Raw genomic sequence first — 13900 nt, forward strand, 5'->3', positions numbered from 1 at the left:
AATTCCTCCTGAGAACAGGAAAACCGGACATGGGATATCCCATGTCCAGTTTCATCACTTCACAATACCCAATACAAAACCATCATATCCTTTACTGCCAACCGTCTGAATCGCCGTAGCCGAAATCTTCGGTTCATCTGCCAATAGATCATAAAACTGCCTTACTCCCTGAACACGGGGATCTTGACTCCCCTCATTGATGACCTCACCATCACGGATCACATTATCTCCAATAATGACGGTCCCCGGATGAGAGAAATGCAGCGCCCATTTTAAATAATTAGGATTATTAGGTTTGTCGGCATCTATAAATATCAGATCAAAAGGTTCTACGCCCTCATCATCCAACTGAGCTAATTGTTCTAAAGCGTCTCCTACTCGAAGCTCGACAAGCTCACTCAATTGAGCGTGGGAAATGTTCGCCGCCGCTACTTGTGCATGAACCGAGTCTAGTTCCAATGTAACTAACTTTCCGTCAGATGGCAATGCCCTCGCCAGCCAAATGGTACTATATCCGCCTAATGTGCCGATCTCCAAGATCCGTTTGGCACCTTTCATTTGAGCTAACAAGTTCAAAAACTTTCCTTGAGCAGGTGAAACATCATAAGCGGGCAGCCCGGCCTGTTGGTTCGCGACCAAGGCTTTTTCCAAAACAGTGTCGTGTGGAATCAAGCGTTCTGTGATATACTGATCTACTTTTTCCCATGTGGTGGTTGCATTCATAGGTATCACTCCTCTTTGCTTCTTACGTTCTGGCTTCATTATAAACCGAATCTAATCATATAAATAATATATCTTTATGATAGAATCATACTTATAATATATAAATTTGAAGTAAAGGGAGCCTTACCAATGAATTTACATGCCTTGCGTTTATTTCATACAGTCGCGACTACTGGCAGTGTGACACGCGCTTCCGAACTATTAAATATAAGCCAACCCGCCATCACCGCACAGATAAAAAAGTTCGAAAAGGAATTGCAGCTTCTCCTACTTAAACCTCAAGGAAGAGGCATTGCGCTAACGGATGCGGGCGAAGAACTTACTTTACTAGCCAAGAGACTTTTCGCAGTCGAACAGCAAATTGAGCAATTCGCTCACAATTATCGTAACGGCACGAACGGAAGTATTCGGTTAGCCGCGACCTATTTACCCGCTCACTTCCTCATTCCCACTTGGATAGCCAAGTTTAAGCAGCAATATGAACAAGTCGAAATGATCATTAATACGACCAATTCCAACGGGGCTTTGAAACAGCTTTTAAATGTAGAGGTAGATATCGCGATTTATGGAGGAATAGCCGAGTCATATCCGGACACCATTCTGACAGAAGAATTGTTTCAAGACGAGTTATGGTTTGTAGTCGCCCCTAATCACAAATATGCCAATCAGCAAGTGTCTCTGTCCGAAATGATGAAAGAACCTTTTGTCATGCGCGAAGAAGGCAGCTCAACTCGCGAGAGATTGCTGTCTTTATGCCGCACCTATCATTCAGCCATTCCCGTCATTTCTTTGCAATTTAACGGACTGCATGAGGCTATTACTGCCGTTATTGCCGGATATGGCGCAAACTTCGTGTCATCCTTGGTTGTACGCGAATATGTCAATCGTGGAGAGCTGTCCAGAGTTTATGTGGAAGGAATTCATCTCACAAATACGATCGCCATCTGTACACGTAAAAATGAACCCTTATCTGCTTCCACCAACCATCTCATTCAGATGATCCGTCAAAACCCTTATAACAAACCGTTCTTGTGATCAGCGAGCACTTCATCGATTGTGTGCCGAGAAATCCATGCTAATTGTCCTCTAACTCTGTCTGCCGCTCGAAAGCTTCCGTGCTCTTCCCTGAGAAGAACGGGACCATTAGCGCGCAGACAAGCGCCAGCATAATTAATACAATAAACGCGCCTCCGCGAATATCTTTTACCGATAAAGCCAGTATCAGCAAAAGTATTCTCGACGCATTCAAAAAGCATTCCCGCCATAAGAAAATTCGAGCTTGTTGGATGGCCGATTGTTTAGCAATAATCCGGAACTGCCTCGTGTTCCAAACTGTCCCAAAATAAAACATCCCTATTGTCGTTAAAATATTGGAAATGATGAGGATAGGCGCCTTAGGCAAGAGCGGCAGAAGAATACCGACTGACACAAAAATCATCCCGATGGCGAGCCATACCCCTTCACGTGTCTTCAACCTTCTATATAACATCATAGCCCCGATGGCGAAGCAGGCATACAGCACATTAAGCATAGCGATGACCAATTTATCTTCCGATACCGAAAAGGTAAACACCAACGCAAACAGCACTTGAAATTGCAAAAATATGCCCGCCGCGAGCAGAGACGGAACCATCCATCGTAGCGCACTGGTCGAAAAGACGAGCCGAAACTTAATCCCGCGAAATAATCGCTCGGACTCACCCGCCAGGGTAATCGAAGGAATATAGAACGAAACCGTTAGTAGCAAGGCCACAAACACGAACATCAGTAAAAAGGAGCCCGAGTATCCGATCCATTTGATAATAAGTGCAAAGGCAATCGGATTAATAATTGATACGACCTGATTGATGATGTTGGCAATTGAAAAATACTGCTCGAAATCCTTCCCTTTCCCGTACACACTCAAGGTAATGTTTTGCGCTGCGGCATAGAATCCCCACATGACGCCGATCGGAATGGCGATAATGGTGATCCATAGAAGCCTATTTTCCAGCTCTAGCACCGATAAAAGCAGAAAAACGACTCCACCGCAGACCGCATTCGTACGAATCAACACACGTGTCGTATAACTGGTTAACAATCTGGATCCCACCGCAAAGGCGAATGTCCAGGTGATAAACATAATGAGATTGAACCAGACCACCTCAGAAATATTGTTGTTCTTCTCCCAAATAAATAAATTGACGAAAATACCAATGTAGTTAAAAATAACTGTTGATGCTGCATTCATGAGCAGCAATCGTTTCATTTGACCACTAATATGCATTCGTTTCAGCCGCCTTCTCGAGTGTTCATGGATATACGTCCACTGTACATTCGATTACGGCAAATTGATTTCCTGCATAATGCGATACGCGGTAGTAGGCGATGTACAGAGAATGTTAAACTATGGCTCAAAGGGGTGAATTCGTATGAAAGACTTGCTGGATGCTGCATTGCTGCTATTGAACATAGACAAGAATGACATCTCCGTTCTAGGCGAAGGATTCGAGAGTATCGTTATTGAACAGCAAGATGGAACTATCTATCGGATTGCCAAAACGGTTGAAAGCGCTCATCAATATACAAAAGAGTTTCTGCTGTTGCCTCAAATTCGTGCTTCGCTGGATGTTGAAATTCCGCTGCCTATTTCGAATAGGTATGATCCGACCATCATCCCTTCGGGAATTATGAGTTACAAAAAGATGAAGGGAACCCCGCTTCAACCAGACCGACTCTCGTCAGACAATCTGCCCGTTATCGCCAAACAGCTAGCGAAATTTATTTGCAATTTGCATCAAATACCCGTCCTTACGTTGCCGGCAAGTTGTCCGCAAGAAGTAAACAACAAGGCCTATATGAGGGAGTTACGCGCAAATACGCAAGATATTTTAAGCCAACATTTATCAGTAAAAGATCAGCTTAAAATGACTTCTTGGTGGGATGAGGCGTTAGAAGATGAAGCTTTTTATACTCATCCTATCGCTTTGTGCCATGGAGATTTATGGTATGCCAATATTTTAACCGATGAATTATGTGAGCAAATAACTGGAATTATTGACTTTAGTGCGATGCACATGGGAGATCCCGCCAAGGATTTGGCAACACAAAGTTATATGGGAGAGGACTTTTATAAGGTGCTGCTCAGAGAATATGCAATCGCTTTTCCAGAAGATACGACCATCGAATATCGTGTCAAAAGGCATCAAGGGCTGCGAGAAATCAGCGGATTCTTACACGCTCTTCGTTATGATCCGGCAGAAATCGAAGATGCTGTATCCAAAATAAAAGCTGTGATTATCATCTAAAAGAGTGCCGTTCTTATAAATAGAATAAAGCAGCGCAAGAGTTGCGCTGCTTTACATTTAAACATTCATCATGGCATGTTTGGTAGAGCTTACGCCTCGAAACTTCACGTAACTCGTAATGCGCCAAGTCGCGATGTATCCAAAGGTAACAAGGTTGCACATAAAACTAAGTGTGCTTGGATCGATTGATTTTATAGTCGCTACAACAAGGAAACGCAATGCAAATATCACAATCAGCAGCAAGAAAACCGTTTTGTTACGCTTAATAAACGTGTTGCCATTGTCACGCACTTCAAAGTTGGTCGTTAGGATCAGGGGTATCGAAACAACCATGCCGATCAGTAATGCAATAATGACTTGCTCTTCGCGGATATGCAACGATGGATCGAACAACTGCATGAATGAAGTTGAAATATATAAGATTGGCAGCAGCAAAGTGATTCCTGATTTTTTTAGCGGTTTACTCATACCACTTAATTGCCCACGCAGGATGAAAAAGAAAATCAAAGCCGAAATCATCATCGATACAGTTGAATTCATTATTTGAACACTCCCTCAAAGGATTTATTGTCTTCATTATCGCCTTTTAGGGGGTGTTTCAAAAGTGAATCAAGTCATCGCTTCGAGGTGACAATTGTCATATTCTCGTGGAAATTGCTTGCTTTAGATTTGAGCTGAACCGCCATCTACGAATAGCTCAATGCCATTCACAAAGCTGCTATCGTCAGATGCCAGGAATACAGCGGCTTTAGCAATTTCAACGGGTTGACCAATACGTCCCATTGGTACCGTTGTTTTTAGATAATCAAGGAAACCTGCACGAGCTTTCTCATCTGGTCCTGCGATATCTGCCAGCCCGCTCGTCTCTATGGGGCCTGGACTAATGACATTAACGCGAATGTTGCGGTCTTTCAAGTCAAGAATCCAACTTCTTGCGAAGTTTCGCACAGCCGCCTTAGTCCCGCTATATATACTAGCACCCGGCATTCCGGTTGTTCCGGATGTAGAGCTATTCAATACAATAGAGGCACCATCGCGAAGCAGTGGAAGTGCCTTTTGAATGGTGAACAATACACCCTTTACGTTAACACGGAACATTGTGTCGTAGTGTTCCTCTGTCACTTCGCTCAATGGCAAGAATGCTGCAGTACCTGCATTTGCGAAGATAACATCAATGTGGCTGTGTGATTGCTCAATCATTTGATACAAACGATCAAGCTCAGCCAGGTCGGATACATCACCTAAGAATCCTGTTACATTCTTACCGATTTCTTTTACTGCTGCATCGAGTTGCTCCTGACGGCGACCCGTGATGTATACATACGCGCCTTCCTCAACGAAGCGTTTTGCAGTTGCAAATCCAATCCCGCTGTTTCCTCCAGTAACTAGTGCAACTTTCCCTTCAAGCTTTTTCATATGATAAACACTCCCTTATTATTTGAATTATAGGTATAAAATAAACAGGTTGTATTACTCGACAATCGTGATTACGGGTAAATGATGCAAATAGTTAATTAGGTTCGTTGTAGCGTCCTCGTTTGCTGCCTGTGCTTCAGGACTTGCAAGAGCCAAATTCAGAGCAGCCAAATTGTCAAACTCTAGTTCAACAATTAAATATAACGACATATCCGTATTTTGTGTATGAATGACACGTTGAACAGAGGCGCTTCTGACGTTAGGAATTCTTTGGCCAAGTGGAAAATGGACATCGAAATAATACCTTTCAAATCCCGCGATATCCTTTGGCTTTTCGTATATAATAATCATTTTAGCCACTGTAGCTCCTCCTTTTTTATTAAATAATCTCGTTAATGGATAATAAATCTATCTCTAAATCTATCCTATTCCTACTTACTTGCAAGTAAGTTTCCTTCCACAAAGTCACAATAAATTCAACACAGCATCAATTGTTAAGCATCACCTCTTTCCAATCGGGAAACCGACAACGACGCCCACAACTTACTTACAAGAAAGTAAGTATTATTCAAAAAATTAAGGCATTATGTCGGCTCAAAGAACCTATACATACAATACCTTATTACTTTAAGTAAGTATATATTAAAAAAAAGGAAATTATCGTGTTTACGTTTACTTATTAATTAATTTCATGATTTGCCTAACAACCTTTGGGTAAAGATCTCGGTCTAAAACACGTCTGTACTGCAATGCGCCTTTTATCGCAGAAAGGATAGTTGCCGCTAATTCTTCAACTTCTTCGCCGTTTACTGATGCCTTATCAGTATGTGCTTCTGACAATATATGAATCATAACATTTAGTTCCAACTGACTTACTTCTTGTAACTTATGACGAATTTGATCCGGAAGAGATCCAACATCAGCTTGTAAAGATGATATCGCACAAATTTCATTATCTGAAAAAGGTTCTACTTGCTTAACAATGAAATGATTAATCTTCTGAGTCACTGTCAATGTTGAATTTTTCAAAAACATATCTAACTCGTTTAAATCTTGCATGATCAAGCTTGTTACTGCGATTCCTAGATCCTCCTTCTTCTCAAAATGATAATGAATCGCTGCTCTAGATATTCCTAACTGATGGGCGATTTCATCATATCCGAGCGCGAGGTAACCTTTTTCGCGAATTAGATTAACGGCAAGCTTCACGATTTGAGTTCTTTTGTTTTCCATGAAGGGATTGTAACTTACAGGTAAGTAAGTGTCAAGCCGCCACCTTCGGCCGTGTACGAATAACCATTTCACCCACCAGGAGCAGCAATATGATCGAACTGTATATACTAATCGTATAGCTGTCCGCATAGGACAACCCTAACCCCTTATGGAAGAACGAAGTCAGCAGATGAATGGAGAAATTCGTAAAAACGAATGTGTAACTTCTGATCATCCATTTCCGATGTTGGTTTACTTGCTTTTTCCTGATTTTCACAATTGCCATGATAGTCATGAACAACCATATGATATTTAACAAATTAAAAGCCACGCTGCTGGTCTTCCCGCCCGTTGCATACGGCGCCATGTAACCAGACGTGAGGTCAACGATCATGACGGATACGACGTATAAATAGCCATTCAAGCGGTGGAACCTGCGGTATTTCTTAAAGCTCAAAGATGAGAAATTCATCGCACCCGCGATCATCGCCAAGCAAGCAAATGCGACATGCACGTGCATCACCTTCAGCCAGACAGCGACATTTAAAGCTCGTTTAAGCTCAATTTTACGGCTTAGGAATCCTGTTGCTCGCGTATCGAGAACGAAGTTGGTGTAAATAACATACACAATTAATACCACTGTGGCGAACAACATCAGTAGATAAGCATTTTTTCTATTGAGCATTTCTATAACCTTTCTCTAATTAGTCCATTCCTACATTGTAACATTTCTCGCACATCAACATAATTGGAGAATCGCCTGAATGACGGACTGCACATCATCCGAATTTTTGATTACAAAAAGATGATCTGCCTCACCTTCTTTTGGGTCAGCGATGCCAGCTTTATGAGATTCAGCCTGTTGCCGAATCAGTACTTCCTCAAAAGATGAGGCACTCCTGAATATAGCTTTACTGCGCTGACTATCCGCAACTCGGGCCTGAAGGATATGATCTGGGATATCAAAATTAACTAGGACACTCACGAATCCTTGATTATGAAAATGTGCAAGCAAATCCAATCGACCTTTGCGAGAGCGGTTTGAGTTGCATAGAATGAGATGCACATCTGTCTGATTAACTGCATAATTTACGATTGTTTGCGTAATGGCGTACTTAATCGCGTTTGGTCCTTGTTTGGGAAGTAAGGTCTTGTAGTAGGTATTGATGAACTCTGCATGATTATCCTGGTCTATCACTAGGGAGTTGGGCAACTGTTGTTCTAAACTTTTGGCAAATGTAGTTTTGCCGCTATGTGTTTTTCCAACCGTTATTATCACTAATCTTTTCATGTAAGCAGCTCCATTCTTATCTAAAAATCTAGCAGAAATCCGGCATAGGATTTACGGAACTACAGTCCTCTATTTGAAATAAAATAAGCCATTTCCTCTCCAAGCGGAACTACAGGCTCTTATTTGTCCTCCATGACACGTTTTTCAGGTGAAATTGAAAAAATAGCGGAACGTAGTTCCCCTTAAACTTGGAATATTTGAGGCTTATTGAAATAGCGGCGTGTAGTTCCCCCAATCTGCCAAAACAGTTTAAAAAAGACCCGCAGCAGCGAGCTGAGGGTCTAAACTTTCAAACCTTATGGAAGCACATTGCCTGCTGCACGATAAATCTCATACCATTCCTGACGTGTCAAGTGGACATCGCCCGCTTTACAGCAATCCAATAAGCGGTTAATGTTCATCGTGCCAGTAACTGGCTGCATCCGCGCTGGGTGGCGTAATAGCCATGCGATGGCAATCGTGGTGTTGCTCACTTCGTATTTTTCCGCGATCTCATCAATTTTCAGATTCAGCTCGGGGAACTTCTCGTTTCCAAGGAATACGCCTTCGAAGAATCCGTATTGGAAAGGTGACCAAGGCTGAACGGTGATGTCGTTCAGTCTGCAATAATCAAGCACGTTGCCGTCCCGGTTCACTGCGGATTCATTCAGCATATTCACATTCATGCCATTGGAAATCATCGTGGAGTTCGTGATGCTTAATTGCAATTGATTGGCTACAAGCGGCTGCTTGACCGATTTCTTCAACAATTGAATTTGCATCGGAGTTTGGTTGGAAACACCGAAATGTCTAACTTTTCCTGAGCTTTCAAGAAGATCAAACGCTTCGGCAACCTCTTCCGGTTCTACTAAAGCATCTGGACGATGCAAAAGCAGAATGTCCAAATAATCGGTTTTCAGGCGCTTCAGGATATTGTCTACGGATTCCAAAATATGTTCTTTCGAGAAATCGAACATACCTTTCCGGATTCCGCATTTGGATTGCAGAATGATTTTCTCACGAATATCATCGTTCATATGAATGGCATCGGAGAAGATTTCTTCACAAGTGCCCCCACCGTAAATATCTGCATGGTCAAAGAAATTGGCTCCTGCATCCAGCGCTGATTGGACGAAGCGCTCCGCCTCATTTTTTTCCAATGAATTAATCCTCATACAGCCTACTGCAATAACCGGAACTTCTAAGTTGCTTGTACCAAGTTTCATCGTTCTCATTGTGCTAAACATCCTCCTTCAAGGCTTCCATACTGTTCATTCATTTATGTAACAATACCATTGTCACACATTAGGCTAGTAGTTATCAAGAATTGCGGTTACTAATTAATTTTAAGTTATTGTTACTTCTACTGCTGCTTCCTTGAGCGCTTCGCTTAATTCCTGATCGGGGGTCTGATCCGTGACAATACGGTTAACGGTATTCAGACTCGCGAATGAAAACAAATCCTGTTTTCCGAACTTCGAATGATCCATTACCATCATAGTTTCGGCTGCCTGGCTTATGACAAGACGCTTAATTTCTGCCTCGTACATATTGGAATTGCTATACCCATGTTTTGCTGTTACGCCGGTCGTTCCTATAAAAGCCTTGTTGAATGCCATTTTGGTCAACGCTTCAACGGCAACAGGTCCTACCAATGTGGAGGTTTGGTCCACCAGCATGCCGCCGATAACGATCGTCGAAATCTGCTTGCCTTGCAGCTCTGCAGCTATATTGAGCGCATTCGTAACAACCGTAATATTCAATCTCGGCTGTATATATCTAGCGACCTGCAGCGTTGTCGAACCTCCATCGAGGAAGATGGCGTCTCCCGGCTGAATCAGCTGAGCGGCTAACTGTCCGATCCGCTTCTTCTCTTCTAGATTAACGCCTGTCCGTTCATGCAAAGCAATATCATGGCCGACGAATATCGCGCCACCGAACGTTCGCTTGATGTGCCCCCACTGCTCTAGCTTCTCCATATCTCTGCGCAGGGTCATCTCAGTAACGTCGAACATGTCTTTCAATTCCGCAATTTTCACTTCACCTTGAACAGCCATGTGATCCAGAATAAGCTGCTGCCGCGGATTAATTTGGTTGTACATGTTAAAGCCTCCGTATTCTTACTCTACTCCTCTTCTTCCATGAGCGGCGTCCGTACAATGCGAGGATCTGTAAAAAGATCATACTCATCCCGACTGGTGCTGGAAAATTCCGAAATGACCGCTCCATTATCTCCTGCTTGAAACCAGTGCTTGATCCCAGGGTTTATCGTGTACTGCTCACCAGGATGCAATTCTATTTCGTGTAAAACCGAATAATAAGCTTCACTTCCTACGGGGATTATCGCTTTCAGGCTCTCCGCCGCCGAATCGCCCTCCACATACAGAAAAACCTGTCCGGAGCGGCAGCGGAACGTCTCCATTTTGCCGGGATCCTCACCTACTGGTGGATGTAAATGCTCTGGACAAGTTTGCCGTGGAAAAAGAACGAGTTCTTTGGCGCAATAACGATCGGTATTGATATAGGTCACTAATTCAAGCCCCTGTATGTCCAATTGCTCGAGTCCGAAACCAGCTACTTCAATATTTCTAGTTTCCTCCTCTGTCAGCACAATGCCGCTTTCTTTCAGAATATGTGCTGCCCGCGACTGCGCTTGACTTATTTCACTTTTTTTCATCGCTTACATTCTCCCTTCGGCTATTTTATGATGTGGTCCAATCCAAATCTGCTGACCGTTCATTGACCAATTTGTCAGATCCAGCTTCATTTCATGTTGTTTCCACCCGCTATCCATCCGTTCCCATACCTTACTCCCATGGGGAATGCCGCTGACAGCGTCTGCCTGCTCCACATTAAACGCGCCGACACCTACTGCCGTCTGGAGCGTCTTTTCAAGCTCAAACCCTTGTAATAGACCATATATAAAACCCGCAATTGTACAGTCGCCGGCTCCTGTAGTACCAACAACGTCAACTTGAAAACACGCTGCGATCATTTCGCTGTCCAACCAATTTGCTAGTAGCTCCTTCGAAAGCAAACATGGTCCGATCGTAGATAAACGATTAACTTCCTTGGTGGTACGCACGTATAGGCCGTGTTCTCCCAACTTCAAGCCAACAATGGCGGCACCCATTTCCAGCAGCTCTTCAGCAAGCTCAGAAAGGAAATCCCCTGTCGCATACGTCAGCAAATCCCCCGAGTTAGATACTTTCATCCATGTTTCGTACCGATCCCGATGCAGCATGTAAACAATTTCCTCAAAACTGGGCAAACAAACATCCACATACGGCAATGCTCCGGTTAAAATAGTGCGCCAATCCGCACAGCCAGCCTCCGTCTCCGGGTCGGGTTTCGCCAAATCAAGAGATACGGTTAGTCCTTGCTCCTTGACCTTTTTTAATAACAAGATCAGCTCTTCCCCGTTGTTCTTATACATGCTGCGCATGAGCGGCGGATAACCGAAATGAAATAAACGAGCCCCCTGCAGCTGCTCGGTCCTAAGATCATCGGCTGAATAGGAATCGTTTGCCCCTGTCGCATGTAGAAAGATACGATCCGTCTGCGGAGGACTAATCACAATGGTATAGGAGCTGCTTGCATCCGGAGTTATAATCATGCCCTCCGTTAACGTCGGACTGTACTTGTTCAGAATCGAGAGGATCGCCTCACCAAATAAGTCTTTGCCTACTTTCCCCATCAAACTTACCTGGCAGCCAAGCTGATGCAGGGCAATTCCCGTATTGGATACAGCGCCTCCTGTCGAGACAACGGCTTTGCCGACATCCACAAGTTTGCCGGGAACGAACAACGTTTCCATTCTTGCAGGTTTGCCATGAATCGTGGGAATAATATCCAAACAAATATGTCCGGCTACAATCACTTCCGCTTGGCTCCCGCTCACGATTAGTTCCTCCAGTCGATGGCCATCGTTTGGCCTGTTCGATTCGATTCCAAGGCTGCGGTAAAAATAATATGACTGCTGTTCGCTTCCTCTGGTGTGACGCAGTGGAAAGATGGGCGGGAGGACGGATGATGTACCAGCTCATCACAAAAGGCAGCCCACATCTGAAGAATAGAATCGGAGAAGCCGAATTCAAATATGCCTCCCGTTATCGTACTATACGCTGACTTATAAGGCGCATCCACGATATGCCAAGCTTGAACTCCGCCAGGTGTATAGGGCAAATAAGCAACCTGCTTCGGGTTCTTCGTCGTAAACTCGGCCGAGAATTCAGTCCCTGTTATGCGGATGAACCAAGTATTCGCGTGGCCCGGCGCGATTCGTTTCATCGACAGCATCATTGGAAATTGCTGGCTCTCAGTTCGCACATCACAAGCGAGTATGGCATTGTCCCAAGTCTCGCACGGCACCAAATTTCCCTGTCCGTCTGGACGGTTAGGCACGATGTTGGACAACAGCGCCCTCACGGTTTGAGGTTTCCAGCCAAAACGCATCGGAAGATGCAGCACATGCATGCCTAAATCGCCCATGCAACCATACTCCCCGTTTGTTGCGATTCTTCGCTTCCAGTTAATCGGCTTCGCTGGGTCCAGATCGCTGGAGTGCCAAAATCCTGCCTCTACTTCGATGATTTTACCGAACTTATGAGTCTCTACCCATGCCACAAGCTGCTGAGCTCCCGGGAAAAAGGGAAATTCCGAAGAGCATCTCACAATCACATCCGGGTTATCTGCAATGGCTTGCTGAATCCGCTCATTCGCTTCTTGATCGATGCCGAACGGCTTTTCGCCTAATAAATGTTTGCCGGACTTGATAATATCGATATAAATTTGAGCATGCAGGTTATGCGGAACTGCGCAATAAATGGCATCTACCCTTGGGTTAGCAAGTAGTTCTTTATAATCCGTGCAGGCTTCTTCCACGCTGGGTACATGCTCTTGAAACCACGCCGTTGCTGCAGGGTTGGCATCACACACGGCTACGATACTTGGGGCAAAATCAACTTCAGTCAAATGACACCAGCGAGCCGCGGCGCTTGCAAATTCTTTGCCCATAAGTCCGCAGCCGATCACACCGAAACGAATGATTGTTTTGGCCATGCCGACATTCTCCTTTGACAACAATATCTAGCGTTTTAACTGATCTAGTGCTTGTTCGGCGGTTGCTCCATGGTGAACAATGGACATCAAAGCTTGGGTCATGCCTGCAGGATTCGGATGTTGGACGACGTTGCGGCCATATACGATGCCTGAAGCTCCTTGTTTCATCAGCTCAACCGTTCGTGTCATAATCTCTTCATCGCTTGCCCGGCCTCCTCCGCGTACAAGCACAGGAATCCCGGAAGCAATCTCGATCACCCGCGCGTATTCCTCCACATGGTCACATGGATCAGCTTTGATGACATCCGCCCCCAGCTCAACGGCCTGCCTGACGAGAGGAACAATTTTGTTGATATCTCCATCTACCAGATAACCCCCCTTTTCCGCATTTGCCATCATGACGAGCGGTTCCACCATCAAAGGCATCGCATACTTCTCACACGCCGTTTTGAGGAGGGAGATGTTTTTCACACATTGGTAATGAAGTTCTGGTTGATTGGGTAAAAGCAGTAAGTTGACACAAACGGATACGGCATCCATCCGAACGGCTTGTTCAATCGCATTATGTATGAGTTCGCTGAATAAGAAATGAGGTAGCACGTTTCCATAAACATTAGCAGCATCAGCACGCAAAACGAGCCCAGGTTTCTGGCTTCCTGGTATTGATTGGAGATGCCGCGCCTGACCGATGCTGAGCTGAATACAATTCGGACCTGCTTCTACGATTGTCTCAATAGCCTTCTTCACATTTTCAATACCGGATAAAAACGTAATTTCATTGAAAAATCCGTGATCAATAGCAACGTCAAAACATTTTCCCTGCTCGCTGAACATACGGTTCAGTCTTGGTTTTAGAAAAGACATCCTCATGACTCACTCCTTTTATTGTTATTTTATAACACGAAATGTTCGTTTACAACATTTAATAGAA

The 13900-nt window shown here is 44.2% G+C and carries 16 protein-coding genes; 2 read left to right on the forward strand and 14 right to left on the reverse strand.

The features are described 5' to 3' along the window. Positions 1–54 precede the first annotated feature (54 nt). On the reverse strand, positions 55–723 hold the full coding sequence (locus AC58VC_RS27045; RefSeq protein ID WP_497373195.1) for an O-methyltransferase: 669 nt from the start codon (positions 721–723) through the stop codon (positions 55–57). Between the two features lie 129 nt (positions 724–852). Between AC58VC_RS27045 and AC58VC_RS27050 the strand changes: the two genes are divergently transcribed. Continuing rightward, entirely contained in the window at positions 853–1758 is a 906-nt protein-coding gene (locus tag AC58VC_RS27050) for a LysR substrate-binding domain-containing protein (protein ID WP_497373197.1), read from the forward strand. 40 nt (positions 1759–1798) lie between these two features. On the opposite strand, the gene AC58VC_RS27055 is transcribed toward AC58VC_RS27050, so the two are convergent. Beyond that, entirely contained in the window at positions 1799–2989 is a 1191-nt protein-coding gene (locus tag AC58VC_RS27055; protein ID WP_497373199.1) for an MFS transporter, read from the reverse strand. Positions 2990–3134: 145 nt separating this feature from the next. On the opposite strand from AC58VC_RS27055, the gene AC58VC_RS27060 reads away from it, so the two are divergent. Next, positions 3135–4010 carry a phosphotransferase family protein gene (locus AC58VC_RS27060; RefSeq protein ID WP_497373201.1) on the forward strand — a complete coding sequence of 292 codons (876 nt, stop codon included), beginning with the start codon at positions 3135–3137 and terminating at the stop codon, positions 4008–4010. Between the two features lie 57 nt (positions 4011–4067). Here the strand turns inward: AC58VC_RS27060 and AC58VC_RS27065 are convergent, their stop codons facing one another. From AC58VC_RS27065 to AC58VC_RS27120, 12 genes are all read right to left on the reverse strand, one after another. Then, positions 4068–4550 (reverse strand): CcdC protein domain-containing protein, encoded by a 483-nt coding sequence (locus AC58VC_RS27065; protein ID WP_497373203.1) that lies wholly within the window; start codon positions 4548–4550, stop codon positions 4068–4070. A gap of 123 nt (positions 4551–4673) precedes the next feature. Beyond that, positions 4674–5426 carry an SDR family NAD(P)-dependent oxidoreductase gene (locus AC58VC_RS27070; RefSeq protein ID WP_497373205.1) on the reverse strand — a complete coding sequence of 251 codons (753 nt, stop codon included), beginning with the start codon at positions 5424–5426 and terminating at the stop codon, positions 4674–4676. A gap of 54 nt (positions 5427–5480) precedes the next feature. Further along, positions 5481–5777, reverse strand: a complete 297-nt coding sequence (locus AC58VC_RS27075; RefSeq protein WP_497373316.1) for an EthD family reductase — start codon at positions 5775–5777, stop codon at positions 5481–5483. A gap of 321 nt (positions 5778–6098) precedes the next feature. Beyond that, positions 6099–6659, reverse strand: a complete 561-nt coding sequence (locus AC58VC_RS27080; RefSeq protein ID WP_497373207.1) for a TetR/AcrR family transcriptional regulator — start codon at positions 6657–6659, stop codon at positions 6099–6101. A gap of 31 nt (positions 6660–6690) precedes the next feature. Then, a complete protein-coding gene (locus AC58VC_RS27085; protein WP_497373209.1) occupies positions 6691–7323 on the reverse strand; it encodes a DUF2306 domain-containing protein in 633 nt (210 codons plus the stop codon). Positions 7324–7377: 54 nt separating this feature from the next. Further along, positions 7378–7929 (reverse strand): ATP-binding protein, encoded by a 552-nt coding sequence (locus AC58VC_RS27090; RefSeq protein WP_497373211.1) that lies wholly within the window; start codon positions 7927–7929, stop codon positions 7378–7380. 296 nt (positions 7930–8225) lie between these two features. Continuing rightward, complete coding sequence (locus tag AC58VC_RS27095; RefSeq protein WP_497373213.1) at positions 8226–9143, reverse strand: aldo/keto reductase; 918 nt, start codon at positions 9141–9143, stop codon at positions 8226–8228. 111 nt (positions 9144–9254) lie between these two features. Beyond that, complete coding sequence (locus AC58VC_RS27100) at positions 9255–10010, reverse strand: DeoR/GlpR family DNA-binding transcription regulator (RefSeq protein ID WP_497373215.1); 756 nt, start codon at positions 10008–10010, stop codon at positions 9255–9257. 23 nt (positions 10011–10033) lie between these two features. Further along, positions 10034–10585 carry a D-lyxose/D-mannose family sugar isomerase gene (locus AC58VC_RS27105; protein WP_497373217.1) on the reverse strand — a complete coding sequence of 184 codons (552 nt, stop codon included), beginning with the start codon at positions 10583–10585 and terminating at the stop codon, positions 10034–10036. Positions 10586–10588: 3 nt separating this feature from the next. Next, positions 10589–11809 carry a carbohydrate kinase family protein gene (locus AC58VC_RS27110; protein ID WP_497373219.1) on the reverse strand — a complete coding sequence of 407 codons (1221 nt, stop codon included), beginning with the start codon at positions 11807–11809 and terminating at the stop codon, positions 10589–10591. A gap of 2 nt (positions 11810–11811) precedes the next feature. After that, a complete protein-coding gene (locus tag AC58VC_RS27115) occupies positions 11812–12969 on the reverse strand; it encodes a Gfo/Idh/MocA family protein (RefSeq protein ID WP_497373221.1) in 1158 nt (385 codons plus the stop codon). A 27-nt stretch (positions 12970–12996) separates the two neighbouring features. After that, positions 12997–13833, reverse strand: a complete 837-nt coding sequence (locus tag AC58VC_RS27120; protein ID WP_497373223.1) for a class I fructose-bisphosphate aldolase — start codon at positions 13831–13833, stop codon at positions 12997–12999. Positions 13834–13900: the final 67 nt, after the last annotated feature.

Source organism: Paenibacillus sp. J22R67, assembly GCF_059692175.1.